General features: G+C 38.2%; 22 protein-coding genes. 16 read left to right on the plus strand and 6 right to left on the minus strand.

Annotation, left to right across the window (positions count from 1 at the left end; genetic code table 11):
- Positions 1 to 140: 140 nt before the first annotated feature.
- Complete coding sequence (locus tag HWV02_RS06255; RefSeq protein ID WP_211678970.1) at positions 141 to 434, plus strand: DUF406 family protein; 294 nt, start codon at positions 141 to 143, stop codon at positions 432 to 434.
- A gap of 99 nt (positions 435 to 533) precedes the next feature.
- On the opposite strand, the gene HWV02_RS06260 is transcribed toward HWV02_RS06255, so the two are convergent.
- The 6 genes from HWV02_RS06260 to cmoA form a co-directional block, all read right to left on the minus strand.
- Entirely contained in the window at positions 534 to 1493 is a 960-nt protein-coding gene (locus HWV02_RS06260; RefSeq protein WP_211678971.1) for an alpha-L-glutamate ligase-like protein, read from the minus strand.
- A gap of 2 nt (positions 1494 to 1495) precedes the next feature.
- Positions 1496 to 2992 carry an inactive transglutaminase family protein gene (locus HWV02_RS06265; RefSeq protein WP_211678972.1) on the minus strand — a complete coding sequence of 499 codons (1497 nt, stop codon included), beginning with the start codon at positions 2990 to 2992 and terminating at the stop codon, positions 1496 to 1498.
- 2 nt (positions 2993 to 2994) lie between these two features.
- The gene (locus HWV02_RS06270; RefSeq protein WP_255547096.1) at positions 2995 to 3678 is read right to left on the minus strand and encodes an ATP-dependent zinc protease; all 684 of its coding nucleotides are present in this window, start codon (positions 3676 to 3678) and stop codon (positions 2995 to 2997) included.
- A gap of 425 nt (positions 3679 to 4103) precedes the next feature.
- A complete protein-coding gene (locus tag HWV02_RS06275; RefSeq protein WP_255547097.1) occupies positions 4104 to 4964 on the minus strand; it encodes an ATP-dependent zinc protease in 861 nt (286 codons plus the stop codon).
- Between the two features lie 51 nt (positions 4965 to 5015).
- Positions 5016 to 6008 carry a tRNA 5-methoxyuridine(34)/uridine 5-oxyacetic acid(34) synthase CmoB gene (gene cmoB, locus HWV02_RS06280; protein ID WP_211674591.1) on the minus strand — a complete coding sequence of 331 codons (993 nt, stop codon included), beginning with the start codon at positions 6006 to 6008 and terminating at the stop codon, positions 5016 to 5018.
- A gap of 81 nt (positions 6009 to 6089) precedes the next feature.
- Positions 6090 to 6818 carry a carboxy-S-adenosyl-L-methionine synthase CmoA gene (gene cmoA / locus HWV02_RS06285; protein ID WP_211674592.1) on the minus strand — a complete coding sequence of 243 codons (729 nt, stop codon included), beginning with the start codon at positions 6816 to 6818 and terminating at the stop codon, positions 6090 to 6092.
- Positions 6819 to 7192: 374 nt separating this feature from the next.
- Here cmoA and aspS point away from each other — a divergent pair, with 374 nt between their 5' ends.
- The 15 genes from aspS to HWV02_RS06360 all read left to right on the plus strand — a co-directional run bounded on the left by aspS (position 7193) and on the right by HWV02_RS06360 (position 19046).
- Positions 7193 to 8971: an aspartate--tRNA ligase gene (gene aspS / locus HWV02_RS06290; protein WP_211678974.1), complete on the plus strand. Its 1779-nt coding sequence runs from the start codon at positions 7193 to 7195 to the stop codon at positions 8969 to 8971.
- Between the two features lie 361 nt (positions 8972 to 9332).
- A complete protein-coding gene (locus tag HWV02_RS06295) occupies positions 9333 to 9920 on the plus strand; it encodes an RNA polymerase sigma factor (RefSeq protein WP_211678975.1) in 588 nt (195 codons plus the stop codon).
- 112 nt (positions 9921 to 10032) lie between these two features.
- Entirely contained in the window at positions 10033 to 10566 is a 534-nt protein-coding gene (locus HWV02_RS06300) for a transcription termination/antitermination protein NusG (protein WP_211678976.1), read from the plus strand.
- Positions 10559 to 11017 (plus strand): glycoside hydrolase family protein, encoded by a 459-nt coding sequence (locus HWV02_RS06305; RefSeq protein ID WP_211678977.1) that lies wholly within the window; start codon positions 10559 to 10561, stop codon positions 11015 to 11017. The genes HWV02_RS06300 and HWV02_RS06305 overlap by 8 nt, the downstream gene beginning before the upstream one ends.
- A 55-nt stretch (positions 11018 to 11072) precedes the next feature.
- Entirely contained in the window at positions 11073 to 11444 is a 372-nt protein-coding gene (locus HWV02_RS06310) for a hypothetical protein (RefSeq protein WP_211678978.1), read from the plus strand.
- Positions 11445 to 11635: 191 nt separating this feature from the next.
- On the plus strand, positions 11636 to 12253 hold the full coding sequence (locus HWV02_RS06315; RefSeq protein WP_211678979.1) for a hypothetical protein: 618 nt from the start codon (positions 11636 to 11638) through the stop codon (positions 12251 to 12253).
- A gap of 181 nt (positions 12254 to 12434) precedes the next feature.
- A complete protein-coding gene (locus tag HWV02_RS06320; RefSeq protein WP_255547098.1) occupies positions 12435 to 14105 on the plus strand; it encodes a phage tail sheath C-terminal domain-containing protein in 1671 nt (556 codons plus the stop codon).
- A gap of 195 nt (positions 14106 to 14300) precedes the next feature.
- Positions 14301 to 14744, plus strand: coding sequence for a phage tail protein (locus HWV02_RS06325; RefSeq protein ID WP_211678980.1), 444 nt, complete (start codon positions 14301 to 14303; stop codon positions 14742 to 14744).
- Positions 14745 to 14798: 54 nt separating this feature from the next.
- Positions 14799 to 15434, plus strand: a complete 636-nt coding sequence (locus HWV02_RS06330; RefSeq protein WP_211689966.1) for a hypothetical protein — start codon at positions 14799 to 14801, stop codon at positions 15432 to 15434.
- Positions 15435 to 15442: 8 nt separating this feature from the next.
- Complete coding sequence (locus tag HWV02_RS06335; RefSeq protein WP_211678982.1) at positions 15443 to 16093, plus strand: phage tail protein; 651 nt, start codon at positions 15443 to 15445, stop codon at positions 16091 to 16093.
- A 15-nt stretch (positions 16094 to 16108) separates the two neighbouring features.
- Complete coding sequence (locus HWV02_RS06340; RefSeq protein WP_211678983.1) at positions 16109 to 16252, plus strand: hypothetical protein; 144 nt, start codon at positions 16109 to 16111, stop codon at positions 16250 to 16252.
- Between the two features lie 3 nt (positions 16253 to 16255).
- Positions 16256 to 16951, plus strand: a complete 696-nt coding sequence (locus HWV02_RS06345) for a hypothetical protein (RefSeq protein WP_211678984.1) — start codon at positions 16256 to 16258, stop codon at positions 16949 to 16951.
- A complete protein-coding gene (locus HWV02_RS06350; RefSeq protein ID WP_211678985.1) occupies positions 16948 to 18429 on the plus strand; it encodes a hypothetical protein in 1482 nt (493 codons plus the stop codon). The genes HWV02_RS06345 and HWV02_RS06350 overlap by 4 nt, the downstream gene beginning before the upstream one ends.
- 8 nt (positions 18430 to 18437) lie before the next feature.
- Positions 18438 to 18629: a hypothetical protein gene (locus HWV02_RS06355; RefSeq protein ID WP_211678986.1), complete on the plus strand. Its 192-nt coding sequence runs from the start codon at positions 18438 to 18440 to the stop codon at positions 18627 to 18629.
- A 3-nt stretch (positions 18630 to 18632) separates the two neighbouring features.
- Positions 18633 to 19046, plus strand: a complete 414-nt coding sequence (locus HWV02_RS06360) for a GPW/gp25 family protein (protein ID WP_211689967.1) — start codon at positions 18633 to 18635, stop codon at positions 19044 to 19046.
- Positions 19047 to 19080: the final 34 nt, after the last annotated feature.

Raw genomic sequence — 19080 nt, forward strand, 5'->3', positions numbered from 1 at the left:
TTATATACGCTAAAATTATGATTATTTGAATATAAAACCGCTTATACCTTGGTGTAAGCGGTTTTTTATTTTTACAAAATACACTTTAGTGGTACTCTTGCGGTGTTAATCGTGGATTTTAATCAATAGGTAGAATAATTATGTCGAATAATAACAATACTGATATTAAAGATTGCTGTGGTGCGTTTGCTGAAATTGGCAGTATCATTCAGCCTGATGATACTGAGCTCTCTTTTCCTATTACATTTGATTCGCAACAGGCTGCTGATGAAAAACGCAGTGAGCTTGAGGCTTATGTTAATGAGCAATTTGATGAAGAAGTCACGATTACCTTTACCGCGCAAGATGAACATGCCTATTTAGTAACATTGAGCTTTACTTGTACTGCAGAAAAAATGATTTTCGAAATGAATTTACGTCATTTATTGGCTTAAAAGGTTTCGCCTTTTTAAATAGCTCAATGATTAAAGGCATACAAAATGTACTGTATGCCTTTATATTTATGTCTTTATTTATTCGTTTCTACAACATATCTATCTGAAGTGTTGTTTGCAATAAGCAAGACGCTGGTCTAGATCCATACTCTCGGTGTTCGCCGTTTCAATTTGTTGTAACCTTGGTAGCAATCCCATGCCATTGGCGATTTGAATGGCCAGTCCAGGACGTGCATTGAGTTCTAATAGCATAGGACCGTGATGACGATCTAACACCACATCCGCACCTAAATAACCTAAGCCTGAGATATCGTAACATTGTGCCGCTAAACGAATAACGTCTTCCCAATGGGGCACTTTTAATAGGGCTAATTCTTTTTGTGTATCAGGATGGTGAGTGACAACTTCATCATATTGCACGGCGTTGAGCGCTTCGCCTGTGGTGATGTTAATACCCACACCGACAGCGCCTTGGTGTAAATTGGCTTTACCATCCGACATGGATGTTGATAGCCGCATCATAGCCATCATCGGGATACCTTTAAATACAATCACGCGTACATCAGGCACACCTTCAAAGCTATAACCCTCAAAGCTATCATCAAATACGATAAGCGCTTCAACAACGGCCACATCAATGCCACCACCGAGTGAAAATAGACCAGCTAAAATATTCGAGCAATGACGTTCAATATCATCGAGTGAACATTCACTGCCGCTGGGTTTGTAATAGCGACCATCTTCTATTTTGGTGATCACTAGAATACCTTTACCACCAGAGCCTTTTGCCGGTTTGATTACAAAGCCATTTAAACCTGCGATAAGCTTATCAACGGATTTAACAGAGTGTTGACTATCAACGACGCCAATAAGTTCTGGGGTGCTGACATTGGCCTCTTCGGCTATCTCTTTGGTTTTTAATTTGTTATCCACTAATGGAAATAGATTTCTGGGATTGTAGCGCGATATGTACATATTATTGCGCTGGTTCATCCCCAGAATACCTTGTTGCTTTAACTTACTCGGCTTAGCGAATTCTTTAAAAAACGAAAATGTCATCTTTACTCACCTTGCATGTCTTTAAAGCGGCGTAGTTCTAACAGACGGTAGCCAGTATAAGTACCTAACATTAAGATGATTGCCATAATGATAAGTTGCAGACCAAGGAAGTTGAATGCCCAGTAACGAAATAGTTCATTGCTAATTGTTAGGTAGACCAGTACTGCTACAAACAGGCTGCCACCACCTTGTACAAATACCTCTTTCGGGCCTTCTTCTTCCCATAAAATAGACATACGTTCGATGGTCCAAGATAAAATAATCATCGGGAAGAAAGTGATTTTGAGTCCTTCTGTTAACCCTATTTTATAAGATAACACTGAGAACAAACAGATAATGGCGATAACCGTGATGATTACCACGGATATTCGTGATACAAGCAAGAGGTTTAACCGGGACAGATAAGAGCGGATCACAAGGCCTACACCGACAATTAACGTAAAGCCAATCAAACCGGTTGCTAAACTGGTTTGTACAAATGCCATTGCGATTAACACGGGCATAAAAGTACCAGACGTGCGTAAGCCGATAAGAATACGCATCATTACCACGATCATCACACCTAATGGGATAAGTAAAATCCCTTTGAATAGTGCTTGTTCTTCGAGTGGCAGGCTATAGATACTAAAGTTTGACAGGTTCGTATCGTTTGATTTTTCTTTTAATACTTGCATGACAGGCTGAGTTTGCTGAATAACAGAGAAACTAACTCGAGAATTTGTACCTCCAATCAGATCTAACGTCGGTTCGCCATTTTGTTCCCACAGTAGCAAGTTTTTCGCGTCAGCTATTTTGCCTAATTTGACATCGATTAAACGCGTATCATCTTGGCCAAATACCAGTACAAATGGTTGTAACTGCTGCTGGCGACGGCCATCTTCAAGATATAGGCCTTTAACCAGTAATGCCGGGATATTTGCTTCATTTAGCAGGGCTACAAATAACGTTGATTTGCTATTTTCTTGTAGCATTAATTTCGCATTTTGACCTAAATCATCGACAGACAGTAGCTTGAGTAATTCACGGCTATATGAAAAAGCATCGGCGCTTTTTTCCATCGCACTATTAACGAGCTGCTCTGCGGCTATATCATACGGTGGTAGCCAGGTGGTTTTATTAATTGTCACGTCTTGCTCATTAATGACATCTTGTGGGATATCATTCGTCAATACGTTAACTTTATAGTATAAATCCTGTTTGCCTTCGGCGTTACGAATTGTCCATTGTGCGCGATTATCAAGAAAGGACAATCCATAACCAGGTGATGCCGCTGTTTGGCTTAATACGGTGAAGTTAGACTGGGTAGACGGTGTGGCGAAGGACGCATTAACGGCGTCGCCTTGCGCTGTAAATTCGACTTTCGCTTCAATCATCCACGTTGAGTAGGTTTCTCCGGGAAACCAAGGGATCTCACCACTGTAATGGCGTTGAGCGATAGAGCCTACACCAAGGAGGAAAAGTATCGCAACAAAAATGCGAAATGGGATCTTAGACGGCATGGTTAGTTAGCCCCTTTGCTGGCAGGTTTAGGTTGTTTTTTTGGTTGAGTGTATTCTTGTGCAACATCGACAATCGCAATATCTTTTAAGAAAGTTCGACCGAGGAGGATAGGAAAGATCATACGACTACGGTCGGCTAATGTGAATTCTGTTTCGGTTTTAATATCGCCCAGTTCGATGGGTAAGCTGACTACATAGCGTCGTAATGCTTCGACAGCGTTGGTTTGACGGATCTTAATTGTACGGACGACAGGTACTTCCATTGGGAACACTGCTTTATCGTCTTTGTGGGATAAATTGAATTTAACCCAGTCTTGACCATCGCGTTCAAATTTAACTATCTCTGTTGCATTTAATGATGATGTTGTTGCACCTGTATCGATACGTGACTTAAAGTTGGTTTGCAATTCATCAAACCATACCCATTCTTCTTGACCAAGAATCACCTTACCTGCGGTATTATTTTTAGCTAAAGGTACCACGATTGGTGTTGTTTTTTTCACGGGAGGCTTAGCGCCTAGTTCGTCCAGTTGATCTGTTAATTTGGCTATCGCTTTATCTTGTTCCTTGAACTGATTAGGCTGTGATTGCAAAGTCGTTAATATCTGTTGTTGCTGCTGCAAAATGGTTTCAATTTGTGCCTGTTGTTTTGTCACAATGGCTGTATTAGCTTTATTTTGTGTCATGGAGCAGCCATTTAAAAATACAAGACTAAGTACACTAGCAATAGTTATCTTTGATGTTTTTAATGTGAAAAATGCTGTTGTATCTTTCATTAGGTATTTGGCCCTGTTAGCTGATGAAAAAGAGGGTTAGTTCGCTAAAGTGGGTAAATAGTTCCGTTATTTGATTATAAATCATATTATTTAATAAAGTATAATCGCTATTGAGATAATAATCATATCGAATACAATTCTTATATATCAAATATTTATACGTCAGTTATTTGTAAATAGCAATTTATCGCTGTGCTTTATTATATGACAGGAGAGGAAAAAGGCGGGGGAATAGCATTATATACGGCATAAGACGAAACTATGAAGCGTGTTGGTCTATATAAAATACGCATCTAAAGTATAGATGCGTATTTTATTTTAATAGCATATTTAAATTACTGTATCGCAGATTCTGTCAGTGTATAAGTGCGTGCTACATCGACCATGACGATATCTTTTAAAAATGTACGACCCAGTAATACTGGAAATGTCATGCGACTGCGGTCGGCAAGTGTAAACTCTGTCAGCATTTTTATATCACCGAGTTGCACGGGTAATTCGATAATCGGACGACGCGTAGGTTCACTGTTGTTTGCTTGACGGATCAGAATTGTACGCGCAATTTTTGCTTCGATAATCTGCGCTTCATTATCATCAACTTCTTGGCTGAAGTTAAAACGAACCCATTTTTTACCATCGCGTTCAAATTCAACAATATCGGTTGCATTAAGTGATGAAGTTGTTGCGCCAGTATCAATGCGGGCTTTATATTTGCTTTGCAGATCATTGAGCAATACCAGCTCTTCTGAACCAATAACTAATTTATCAATAGGTGTAATTGATTCTGAAGACTGTACAAGGGGAAGATGTTCAGTATTGTTAATTTCTTCAACGGATTTATCAACCTGGTAACTCGCGATAACTTGGCTATTGTTGGTTACTTGTTGGCGTAATTTAATATAACTTTCGAGTTTATGATTTAGCTGTGCAATATCCTGTTTTTGCTGTTCGAATAACGCTGGTTGCTTTTGTAATTCAGCCAATATGGTATTTTGCTGCTTAACTAATAGCTCGATTTGTTGGTTCTGTTGCACTATTTGTGAATGTAGTGTTTGTGGCGATGTACCGTCTTGATTTAGAAATTGGTCAACACTCGCGCACCCAGAGAGTAAGGCGCTAAGGATAATACCGGTGAGTAATTGACGGTGTGTTTTCAAAGTATCCATTCCTAATTCTAAATAATTGACAATTCGCATAACATATTCCCTTATTCTTTATCGAGCACCGTTTCCGATGCTGATATCGTGTTATTCGTCTAGCTGTTCGGCGTAAGGTTTAGTGGCAATAAGTACGGCGCGTTTAGGTGCTGGGTAGCCTTCAATCGTTTTACTGTGATCGTTTGGATTAAGAAAATCAACCAGAGATTCGTTTCTCATCCATTCAGTTGCGCGTTGCTCTTCAATACTGGTATCGGATACATCGACGATACGGACATTTTCAAAGCCCAGTTTTTCAACCCAAAGTTTTAATGCGGCACAACTTGGTAAGAACCAAACATTACGCATTTGTGCATAACGATCGCCGGGTACTAATACTGCTTGTTCATCACCATCAATCACCAGTGTTTCTAAAACAAGCTCACCACCATCACGTAATTGGTTTTTAAGTTGTTCAATGTGATCAATCGGCGATTTGCGATGGTACAGGACACCCATAGAGAAAACCGTGTCGAATGCACGTAATTTAGGTAATTCTTGAATACCAAGTGGTAATAAATGTACACGTTGGTCATTGTTAGCAAAATGACGTATCGCTTCAAATTGTACTAAAAATAATTGACTTGGGTCGATACCCACGACAAATTCGGCATCGTCACCGAGCATACGCCACATGTGGTAGCCGCTACCGCAACCAACGTCGAGTACATAACGGTATTTTAGCGGTGAGATAAACTCACGTAGACGCTCCCATTTCCAATCGCTGCGCCATTCTGTATCGATATGAATACCATGAATATTGAAGGGGCCTTTACGCCACGGATGAAATTTTTGTAACAAACTTTCGGTTTTACGTAAGTCGCTTTCGCTTAATTCACCCGGTGCACCAACTTCAAACTTGTCAGTGATATTGATGTGTTTAGTTTCGACTTTTGGTAGTTTTTTTAATACTTTTTCCCAGCGCGGTAAAAAACCATGTTTATGTTCGCGCTCCCATTCGTGCATTTGTGCTGGTAGCGTGTAAAGCCAATGGTGTAATTTGTTTTTCGCAATTATCTGGTAAAAATTTGAAAAGTCGATCATGGGTAACCTTTGTGTACTGCTTTAAATTAATTCGATGTATGTGCTAAATCGTTATGTTAATAATGGTGCTGATGATTAAGCTTATTTGATAGCAACCATTGAGCCAAAGTTAAAGCACTGGAACCAAGAGTTTGCGCTGCTAAAGCCAATCTTTTTAAAGCGGTTTAAGTGGGTTTCAATACTGTCTGGGCGCATGACATCTTCAATTGCGCTGCGTTTCTGGCTGATTTCTAACTCGCTATAGCCATTAGCTCGTTTAAAATCTTCGTGTAAATTGATGAGTAGGTCATTGACCTTGTTATCACTAAAGCAGAATTTTTCTGACAAGATAAGAATACCACCGGGTACTAAACCATCATAGATTTTGGTCAGTAGAGCTTGGCGTTCAGCTGGTGGAATAAATTGCAGGGTAAAGTTTAAGACGACAATTGAGGCGTTATGAATCTCTACCGCACAAATATCATCACACAGAACTTGTACTGGTGTATCGCTCTTATAAGCGGATAGATGGCGTTCACAACGCTCAACCATTGCTTGTGAGTTATCTATGGCAACGATATTACAGTTCTGCGCTTGAACGTTACGGCGCATTGAAATGGTAGCTGCGCCAAGTGAGCAACCCAGATCGTAAAGTTGGGTGTTGTCTTGGGCATAACGCGCGGTCATCATACCTATCGCAGAAATGATATTAGAGTAACCAGGTACTGAACGTTTTATCATATCTGGAAAGACTTCTGCAACACGTTCGTCAAAGGTGAAATCACCGATTTGATCTAACGGGGCGGAGAAAATCTGATCGCGTTGTTGCATTGTTATAACCTGCAATAAAAATTATCAAAATAAGGCGGCGTATTTTAGTTAAAATGACCGGCTTTGTCTCTACTTAAACAGTATATAGGGTGAATAATTTCATTGTTTCGCTATCGTGTTGGTTTTTTCATCGGTGAAAAAGACTTTTTTGTTAATAAAATAACGGTTATTTAACCAGCAAGACGCAATCGGAACAGCAACGAATCAGTGGCTTTTTAAGTAGTTTGGCTATAACTGTTAGTAGTTTTGGCATTACTTGAAGTTGTTTTAGTATAGCTATTGGTTGCCGTGCTAATTTCTATTACAATAACGGTAATTTTTTGAGGATAGCTAAACGTAGCTACCCGATTCATCGATTTAGTAGGATTATACAGATGCGTACAGTGTATTGCGGACAGGTAAATGAAGCACATATCGGCCAACAGGTTGAGTTGTGTGGTTGGGTTAATCGTCGTCGTGATTTAGGCGGTGTTATTTTTATCGATTTACGTGACCGTGAAGGTATTGTGCAAGTTGTTTATGATCCAGATGTAGAAGCTGTATTTGAACGTGCTAGCCAATTACGTAACGAATTCTGTGTGAAAATTACAGGTAAAGTACGTGCTCGTGATGAACGCCAAGTAAATAAAGACATGGCTACTGGTGGCATTGAAGTTCAAGGTCTAGAACTTGAAGTTATCAATAAAGCAGACGTTTTGCCGCTTGATTTCAACCAAACAAATACGGAAGAGCAACGTCTTAAGCACCGTTTCTTGGATCTACGTCGCCCAGAAATGAGCAACCGTCTTAAGATCCGTGCTAAAGCAAGTAACTTTGTACGTCGTTTCATGGATGACCACGGTTTCCTTGATATTGAAACGCCAGTACTAACAAAAGCGACGCCAGAAGGCGCACGTGATTACCTAGTACCAAGCCGTACACACAAAGGTCAATTCTTCGCATTGCCACAATCACCACAGTTATTTAAGCAGCTGTTGATGATGTCTGGTTTTGATCGTTATTACCAAATAGTTAAATGTTTCCGTGATGAAGATTTACGTGCTGACCGTCAGCCTGAATTTACTCAGATAGATATCGAAACATCATTCATGACTGCACCACAAGTGCGTGAAGTGACTGAACGTTTAATCACAAGTATGTGGAAAGAGATCTTAGACGTTGAATTACCAGCGTTCCCAAGCATGACGTATGCTGATGCAATGCGTCGTTTTGGTTCTGATAAACCAGATCTACGTAACCCATTAGAGCTTGTTGATGTTGCTGACATTCTAAAAGATGTTGAATTCAAAGTATTCGCAGAACCTGCAAACAACCCGAAAGGTCGTGTTGCAGTATTATGTGTTACTGGCGGCGCTAAACTGTCTCGTAAGCAAATCGACGAATACACTAAATTTGTTGGCATCTATGGCGCTAAAGGCATGGCATGGATGAAAGTGAAAGACGTTGCAGCGGGTGCTGAAGGCGTACAATCGCCAGTCGCGAAGTTCTTAACGGCGGACGTTATCACTGCATTACTTGAGCGTACTAACGCGAAAGACGGCGATATTATCTTCTTCGGTGCAGATACAAACAAAGTTGTAACAGAAGCGCTTGGTGCGCTACGCCTGAAAGTGGGTACTGATTTAGAGCTTACTTCAAACGATTGGAAACCACTTTGGGTTGTTGACTTCCCAATGTTTGAAGAAGATGAAGAAGGAAACCTACACGCGGTTCATCACCCATTCACAGCGCCAATGGATGTTAACGCAGAAGAGTTACTAGCAAATCCAGCGAACGCAATCTCAGACGCTTACGACATGGTTATCAATGGCTATGAAGTTGGTGGTGGTTCTGTGCGTATTCACAAAGGTGAAATGCAAAAAGCAGTATTCGAGATCTTAGGTATCGAAGCGCAAGAGCAACAAGACAAGTTTGGTTTCTTACTTGAAGCACTTAAATACGGTACGCCGCCACATGCTGGTTTAGCATTTGGTCTAGATCGCCTAGCGATGTTGCTAACAGGTACTGATAACATTCGTGACGTTATCGCATTCCCTAAAACAACAACAGCTGCGTGTTTATTAACATCTGCACCAAGCGAAGCAAACCCTGCTTCCCTTGAAGAGCTAAGCATTACTGTTGTAAAAAAAGAAAAGAAACAAGACGCTGAGTAACCATTAATTTATTTTTGAGTTAATGGTCGTACTTTAAATCGTTTTGTATTTTACATTACATCGTCATGAAAAGCGGATTTACTCCTTCGAGTAAACCCGCTTTTTTTTGTTTATATTTCATACCTTTATAGATAAGTGGTTATGATTTCAATGGCTACCTAGTGTCAATTTTAATTTCCCTTCTGCAATTTTTTTTACCTAATTAACTTACCTTCATTGCCTAACTTACTTTATAAATTATATATGAATATATGACATATCAAATCTGTGACTTATAACTGCATGAAAATTAAGGGTTAAAATTCACAAAACTACATTTTCTCCGTCTCTTATATGTAAAAGCAATATTCAAGGAGAAAATATGTTGTTAGCTAATAGTGCAAAGGATTTGTCATATAACGAGTTAAACGAAAGTATATATTGTATTGCTAAAAGTAACTGTGAATTCAGTGAACTATGGCTGTTAAACAAAAGTGAGCTGTATAAACGGTGTTGTAGGTGGTTGAATCGATGTGAAGATCAAGTTGATGAAGCGATGTCTTTGATTGCCGAAAAAGCATTTTTAAATTTTTTATCCGAACGTAAAATCAATAACTTTTCGGCGTGGCTATATCGATTGGCTTACAACGTTTGTATTGATGTTCACCGTGATACAAAACGCCAGCGTGAGTTAGTAAAGCAAGTTCAAGATCTTCCAAATACATTTTTCTTTTCGAGTAATCAATCTGAGACTCAGGATGATATTTATAGTGATATGGAGTTTGTCGATAACATTATGCTAGGAATGAGTAAACTACCTGATACACAACGGTTAGCGATTAAATATCGCACTCTTTATGGTATGGAATATCAAGAAATAGCTGAGCGGTTAAATATCAGTACTGCAAATGTACGTAAAAAAGTTCAGTTAGCTCGCTCTCAATTACGAAAATATGTATTAGATTCATGATTTTCTGTCACAGATGAACCCTATCTCCGTTTATTTAGTAAATTACATCCAATACGTTAGTTCATTTATTAATAGGACTGATAAGGCTAAGTTTATTTTATGGGGAGTCACCATGGAGCATGGAAGCAAAAAATGGTATGCGGTTTATACACACTCAAACGCTGAAAAGAAATTACATGAAAGGATTCTAAGCCACAAATTAGAATCCTATCTACCACTTAAATTAGTTACTCGGCAATGGACTGACCGAGTAAAAAAAATAACATTACCAGTATTTAAATCATACTTATTTGTTTTTGTTGATTTAGATGGATTGCAGGTTGTGAAAAAGCAGCCTGGTTTTTCTCATTTTATTCGTTTTGGTGCTTATCCAACTGAAATACAGCAGAGCGAAATAGATCTAATGAAAAATATAATCACGATGCAACAAAATACCGATATCGTTGCCACTCAGCTGGTGAAAGGAGACCGGGTAAAAATAATAAAAGGAGTATTAACTGGATACAAAGGCATTCTCACAGAACATCATGGGGCTAAAAAAATAGCCATTGAAGTTAAGCAGCTTCAACAATCAATGCTAATAACAGTACCACTAGAAAATATAATCAAAGTGTATTCAACTGCGGAGTTTGTGAATCATGAATGAAAAACAATATTGGCGCGATGAATTAAAAGAACAGTTAATTAGACATGAGGGATTAAAATTAAATTTGTATCAATGTTCGGCAGGTAAAGACACGATTGGTGTTGGACGTAACTTATCAGATCGGGGCATTAGCGAACGAGAAGCGATGTATTTACTCGATAATGATATTAATGATATTGAAAAGCAAGTCATAAAAAAGTGCCCATTTATTAATGACATATCAGAAGAACGGAAACTGGTAATATTTAATATGGCATTCAATCTTGGTGTTAATGGACTATTGGAATTTCGCATGATGCTGAGAGCATTGAGGTTTGGACATTATGATTTAGCCGCGGATGAAATGCTTAATTCTAATTGGGCAAGGCAGGTTGGTTCCCGCTCCTTAGAATTGTCGGTCATGATGAGGGAAGGGGGACATATTGATTTTAGTAATAAAAAAAATCGGTGAAATATGTATAAAGTATATCAAATGGATAGGTTATCAAATATCGAGGTTGTGCAATATGAAATTCAATGAAGAAACTAAGGTTAGCACTGATATTAAGTCAATTATCGGTATTATTATATTTTCTGGGATCAGTGTTTGGACTTATTCAACGCTAGTCGAAAAACTAAATATTCATCAAACCAAATTGGAAATAATAGAAAAAGATCTCTCGCTTAATAATGATTTTAGGATCAAGTGGCCACGAGGCCAGTTAGGTGACTCACCATCAGATTCAAAACAGTTCTTATTAATTGATTCATTAACGGGACAATTTAAAGAAATGCAACATGTATTACAAAGTATGGTTTATAACAAAGTGATCTTGGAACGCATGCAGAAAGATATGGAAAAGGCACAAGTTGATATTCAGGTATTAAAAGATGACTGATCATTAAATGTCACAAGATTAGTGCTTACCCGTCTATATAGTATAAGAATTAAATATAACCCAACGTTAATATTTTTAAATAATTAATATTCATAATTAACGACATTAGTTAACTTCAATGTGACTAATGTGGCGAAGCCTACCTATCAAATTATCAAATTATCATCTTATTATAACCAAATAGGAACATTATGTTATTGGAATTAAACCAGCTTATTTTGGATTTCTTTGAATCCAAACTTAAACTTAATGATTCGTTTTTAGCATTAAGCTTTAGCAAAAATGCGAGTTCATTATCACAACAACCGAACGATGAAGCAGATGTTGATATTTACCTCATGTTGGAGAAAATAAAGGAGCGTGGTGAATTAAAAGGCATGACATTAGCTTTACCTGAGCAAGATGATAATGAAATTATGTTTCAGCAAGTGATGGCTCCGGTATGGCTTGATTGCAAATTTAAATTAGCGATAAATGTGAATGATTCTGCATTATTGAAATCCCCCTTTATAGACAATCAACTTCAGGGGCAATCAGCAGAGCTACTCGTGATAAGTACCTTAATTAAATACCTATGCCAAGATTTAAGCAGAAAATTAGATTTTGGCTTACAGGTAGCACCTAATTCAGGTGAATTTGGTATTGATCAAAACGTGATACATCAAGTTGAATTTATCGATGTTGAGCGAGCTGACGATAAAGTATGGATGACATTAGACGTTGTCGCCAGTATGCAAACGCTTGAACAAATAGAAGTGAACAAAGTTTTAGAAATTGTTCATCAACCACTACAGACTCACGGTAGTTAATCCGATTATTACAACGAATGTGTAGATAATTGCATTGTGACATCGTTGTTTACTAATAAATAAACTGTTTTTTGAATGCGTAATAACCCTCTTATTACCGTTTGGATTTATTCATTTAAACGTATTAATACGTCTTATTTGATTTCTTCTTCACTGTCCTACAATAATTAAAGGAATTAAAATGCCACAATTAAAAACACCTGGCGTGTATACCAAAGAAACTGCCGTACTCGCACCGTCTGTTGCCGAGGTTGCAACCGCAATTCCCGTGTTTATCGGTTATACCGAAACCGCAGTAGACAAAGAAGATGGTTTACCTAAACCTATACGCATTAGTTCAATGCTTGAGTTTACGGAAACCTTTGGTGGCGCTTATCTTGATCCAAGTTACACAGTAGCAATTGATGAAAATGAGATCACTGATATTGAGGTGCCTGACACTAAGTATACCTTATCACCTAGCTTAGATTTATTTTATCGCAATGGCGGTGGGGTTTGTTATGTGATTTCGTTAGGCGACTACGATACGGCTATTTCTGCAGGTCATTTTGATGACGCTATTACGGTTCTTGATAAATACGAGCAACCGACACTTATTGTGTTAAGTGATGCGATTAATTTACCTACCGCTGATTATCATGCGCTTATCCAGTCCTCGTTATTACATTGTTCAGAAATGGATAATCGTTTTTGCATTTTTGATGTATTAAATAGTAATGATGATGGTGATATTTTATCAACAGAAGACGCTGTTGCTAATTTCCGTAATGGCATTGGTAATAATAACCTGAAATATGGTGCTTCATATTATCCTTATTTGCAAACAACATTAACGCATGCATTTGATGATAAACAAATCAAAATTGCAGGTTATATCGATGAAATTGCTCAGCATATTACCGATGAAAATGGTGTGGCTGTTTATTACAGCGGTAATGTCGAAAATACAAGTGAGCTAACTTTTGAAGTATCAGAGATTGATGATTCCGATTTCTTGTTCGCTAATACAGGTCTTTCGCTAACGGTCACACTGCCAAAAGATGAAAGTTTACGTACACCTGGTTTAATGTTCGAAGCATGGCAAAAGCAGACTGAAGCAGCACAAGGTGATTTTGATGTTCAGGTGCAGGGGGCTGGTAATGTTGTGCTCGCGGCTTTAGTCAAAACCACGCTGACTTACAGCGAAGACGCTAATGTTAAGCTAATTGATCTTAAGTATGACAGAAGCGCACTGTATAACGACATTCTTAGTGAGTTACAACAGCAGCGAATGGTCATGCCTCCATCATCAGCTATTGCGGGTATTTACGCGAATACAGACAGTAACTTTGGTGTTTGGCAGGCACCAGCAAATATTAGTGTATCTTCTGTGATTGAGCCTATCCGTAAGATCAACAATAAAGAGCAGGAAAATTTGAATGTGGATGTCGAAGCCGGTAAATCGATTAATGTGATCCGCTCTTTTACCAGCAAAGGCCATCTAGTATGGGGGGGGCGTACGTTAGCGGGCAATGATAATGAGTGGCGTTATATTAACGTTCGTCGTTTATTTAACATGGTTAAAGCATCATTGCAAAAGGCGACTGGTTTTGCTGTTTTCCAACCGAATACACCTATTACATGGTTAAAAGTACGTGCCATGATGGAGAGCTATTTAGAAGATCTATGGCAAGCTGGTGGTTTAGTTGGCGCCACGAAAGAAGAGGCCTTTTTTGTTAAGGTTGGTAAGGGTATCACTATGAATGAGGATGATATCCTTAATGGCCGCATGAATATTGAAGTTGGTCTACGTGCGAGTCGACCTGCCGAGTTCATTACGATTAACTTTACCCATCATGTGCAAGATAACTAAATCTAACTTCATCGCGCTACTTTAAATTATCAAGTCAATGCAAATGCGGCTCTATGTCTGAGTGCGTTAAACATGCGTTGCCGTTCTAAAATTTTAATCTACATATTGTCATTGTTTTTATTCAGTTAACAGCTTGAATGAGTCTTTCGCATGTCTGTTTTTTGATGGAATAATTACAATTTACTAGGAGTTTATATGGCACTACTTGCCTCTAATTACAGTGTTGAATTTGTTGAAGCAATTGATGGTGAAGAAGCCCCAATTGTATTCAAAAAAGTATATGGCTTAAACCTACGTTTAAAGACTGCTCGCTCAATTAATCAAACCGGAAAAATGGAAAATATTGCCGGTGATATTGAGCCTGTCACATTAACCCTTGAGCGCGGTGTCGGTAAGGGACTAAAAGGCCTCTATAGCTGGTTTAAGAATGTTCGTAATGGAGATGTCGACAAGAAAGAAATTCTTATTACATTATATAACAACGCACAAAAGACGGATGAACCTGCGGTTGTTTGGCGTGTAAAACGTGCTTTCCCTGTGGCTCTACATGCGCCTGAATGGGATGCTGAAGAAAACAGTATTGCCGTTGAAAAAATAGAACTCATCGCTGAAGATTTAGAGGTTGAGTTTCCTGAATAGTTAGCGAAGTCAAGGGTGTTTTTCATGATAAGCACCCTTGGTTGAGGGATTAAAATGTCTACGTTACAAAATAAAAATTTATATTTAAAAAATGAATACCATTTAACATTTTTGCATGAATCTGATGCTGTTGATGGGATTACTGGTGAGGGGACGCCCAGGAGGTGGTCGACATTTAGGTTTGATAGCATCGTCTCTATGGAGGCTGAACTTGGTGTCGGCCTATATACAGAGGGGACTGGTAATTTACATTATTCAAAAGGTGCGACTAATCCTATCCAATTTGTATTTAGAAAAACACTGGATATTACGAACAAAAGTGGAACAAAAATTCTCGGTAAACGGCTTTATCAATTGGGAAAAAATACGTCATTATCATTTGGTGATCGTTCAGACCAAGAGTTAAGTATATTTAAATGGGCTGAGTTGATTAACAGTGGAAAAATAGATCGTGCCCCAGTACATGTTTATTCCAAGATTATTGGTGAGAATGATAAAGAAGTATTAGGCACTCAAGGCAGCGTTTGTATATTCAGGTTAACGAATGCAATAGCGACGAATGCGGTAATAAGGCAGAACCCCCATCAGGATATAAATGTTGCAGAGCTTACCTTTGTTGCTCAAGCCATAAGTTCGTCAAATTTTCTAGATGATACCTATCTTAAAGAATCAGAATTAACAACATTATAGGAGGCTACATGGCAGTTCAAGGTCTTACTTATGGCGGTGAGCAGTTATCTGCGAATGAATACCCACCTACTGGTTGCTACTTTGAAGTTAGCTTTTATCCAGCGTGGCTAAACCCACTTAAAATGGTGCTCTTATCTCAGGATAAAGCATACAAGAAGCTAGCATGGGCACTAGCCGGAACTCCAATTGTAGGGAATACGATTGCATCCTCTATAATCGATGGTGAGCCGAATTACGAGGCTATCTTCGGAGGTTTGTTGCCTTCGCTTGGCTTAAACCCGCTAGATTTCAGATTTAATAAAGTGTCTGGGTTAGCGCAGGAAATTGAAGTTGAAGATATCCGAGTGGGTGGAATGAATACACAAATGCTACAGCTACCCAATCGTGTCGTACATGATAATTTGGTATTAGAGCGGGGGATATTTATCGGTTCACCGTTAACGATAGAGTTTGGTGTTGCGATGAATTTGTTCGTTACTTTCCCTGGAGAGGTTTTAGTCACTTTACAAACACCAGGTAAAATACCTATCTCGGCCTGGGTTTATAGAAATGCTTATCCTGTTGCATGGTCAAACTCTGATTTATGGTCTGATGATAACGATGTGGCTATGGAAACCATGGAATTTGCTTACAGTCATTGTGTTCCTCTTAGAATTTAACTTAATGGAGTTAACATGTTAGAAATTAGAGAGTTAGTGATAAAGGCCGAAGTCAGCCAAGTGAGGAAACTCCCGAATGAAAGTAAAGAAAATAAACAGGCGAACCATGTGGCAGAAAAAAAATTCAAACGATGGTTAGAAAAATCAATGAGGAGGTAATTTATGCTAGGCGCTGCAACTGCAGGTATTGATAAATATGTTATTAACAAACCAAACAAAGATAACCAATTTAAAGTCAGGGTATTTGCTGATCAGAAAAGAGAATATGAATTTAGATATGCGACTTTTACATGCCAGTTCAACCCTGAATCAGTCTCTGTTTCTTATAATAATGATATATCACGTCCTATTGCTTTAGGTGCTCCAGGTGCCAGCTTAACGTTGGAAGCAAACGAGCCGGAAGAAATTAGATGTAAGTTAATTATCTGCGACTCTGATGTTGTGAAATACTCAGGAACATTTGGTTTTGACACTAAAGGTAGTGTAATTAAAGTATCAAGATCAAATCCTTACTCTATTGATGAATATAAAATAATCCCTCTGAATAGTAGTGATAGAGGAAATCTTGTGGTTAAGTATGTCGAACATTTTTTGAATATGACAACACAAAAGAATGTTTACAAAGGCTCTAATTACGATGACTTATCTTATGCATTTCTAACGGTCGAGTTCGGTTCTATATTCACTCGGCCAAATAATGGCGACAAGAGGACACGGGCAGCGAAAAGGCAACCGAGTTATCCTTGTTTATTACAAAGTGTTGATGTCAATTATACTTTATTTTCGAGTGCTGGAGAGCCCTTGCGTGCAGAGCTTGATTGTGTCTTCTTAGAGGATTATATCGGTGAAAACACATGATTAATTTTACAGTTTCGTCCCAGACTGGAAAACTTGAAATTAGCGAGCATATTGTTGAAGTTTTAACTGATAGCGCAGTCGATAAAATCCCGACAATGGTGATGAAGTTAGTTAATAATATAGATCCAGCTACTTTTAAATCTATATATAAAATATATAAGGCGAGCACTTCATTAAAAGTAATAATTACACATAGTCAAAACAAGACTGAATTCAAGTTCGTTGGGTTTATAAAAAAAATGTCATATTCAGGTGATTCAGACGGACACTATATGTATCTTGAATTGAAACACCAAGCTTTTAAACTGACGAATAATAGACGATTTGTACAACATCAAATTGATAATAAAGCAATGTCAGTACAATATAATTGTTCTGATTGGGATCATTTAATGTCGATTGCTGATAGGACAGGTCGGCATATCATATGTACTGCGGATAAAGAATCAGTCTTAATATTAGGTGTAAATGGTCTTACCCCATCTCAGAAACGAGATCGCGTTAACAGTGAGCTTCAAAAAACAGAACCTGTGCTACTAGGAGGCTGGCATGGAGGGGAAACTGCAACAAAAGCGGGTATTCAGTTAAAGGAAAAAAGACGCAGATTGATAGGTGATTTAAAAGTATCGGAAGATAATCTTAAGACTTTAACTGAATATGAGTTAAATAATTATCAGTATGATTGTTTTATTGAAGGAAGTTTTACGCTGCCAGAGGTAGATAAATTCAACTTTGCTCCTAACTTTCAGGTCGGTAAAATTGATTATAAAAAAGGGAACGGTGTAGATGAATATAGTATCAGTAAACAACCACTAGATCTCTCTCGTAGAATTATTTCTTATGAAGGTGAGGCCGATGATTCTTTACGTAATTTATGCAATAACATCTCTAATATTAAATTTAAAAAAATAAAATCACTCCACTCTGTTCATACCGAAAGGTGTGGTGTTGTCAGGGTATTAGCTGAAGGACTATCAGATATTGGACAGAGTGGGGATAGTGCAAAAAACTTATGCTTAGGACGATTAATATCATTAAATATCGACAAATTTAAATTAGTGCCTTCTGTTGTTTCTTCTATCAAGCATACGATTAATAAAGAAGGTTGGTATATTGACATTGGCTATGGCTTATCACCTAAATTACACATAGAAGAATACTTTGATATTAATGCTGTGCCTGCCTCTGGAGAAAGCCCAAGTGTGAATGGAATGCTTGTTGGCCAAGTAACTAAAGTATCCGCATCAAATTCTGCGATTGTTGAGGTTAACCTCTTAGATGGCGATGTTTGGGAGCAACCAGAGCTTGATGTAAAAGTTAAAGCCAGAAAGATGGCATTGACGACACAGGTAAATTATTCAAAGACTCAGATTGAATATCCACTATATGAGAAAGATGATTTCATTATTATTAACTTTTTGGATGATAATCCTAACAATCCAGTTGCTGTTGGATATTATCATACAAAAAATAGGTAGGATTGATTATGGCATATGAAGTAAAAGTCGTAGAAGACACTATATTTTATAGCTACATTACTAAAAGTAGCCAAGATAGTGAAAACGACGCTAAGCACGACTATATGGAGTACAACGAAAATACTGGTACGTTAATACTGAATGCAAAAAAAATAATACTAAATGCTGATGAGATAGTGTTTAAAGAAAACAAGGATTAAGTTATGTCAGAAAACGGAACCTTAGACCAAACTGGGTGGACTTTTCCCCCTCGTTTTAATATTAATAATAAAGCCGCAGCAACAGACCAAGGGGTTGCACAATTGTCTACATGTATGAAGCTTATGTTGGCAATACAGCCTGGAGAACGAATTGGCCATTCAAATTATGGTTGTGATCTTAGCAGTTATGCTTTTGAAAGTTTGTCTTATGAGCTACTTGAAGGTGTTGAGGACATCGTTAGTCATGCTGTTGAAACGTATGAATCACGTTTAGTATTACAACATGTCGAAGCAGTGCCAGCCACAGTTCAAGAGGGCCTTTTGCAGATTAAAGTGGCCTATACAACATCAACAAATGAATTTGCTCAGGATACCGTTATCGCGGATCTAAATGCAACCAAAGCGATTAGTCTCTAACGTCATACCTGCTCGACATCTACAAAGGATTATC

It is taken from the genome of Moritella sp. 28, assembly GCF_018219435.1.
Taxonomy (GTDB): Bacteria; Pseudomonadota; Gammaproteobacteria; order Enterobacterales; family Moritellaceae; genus Moritella.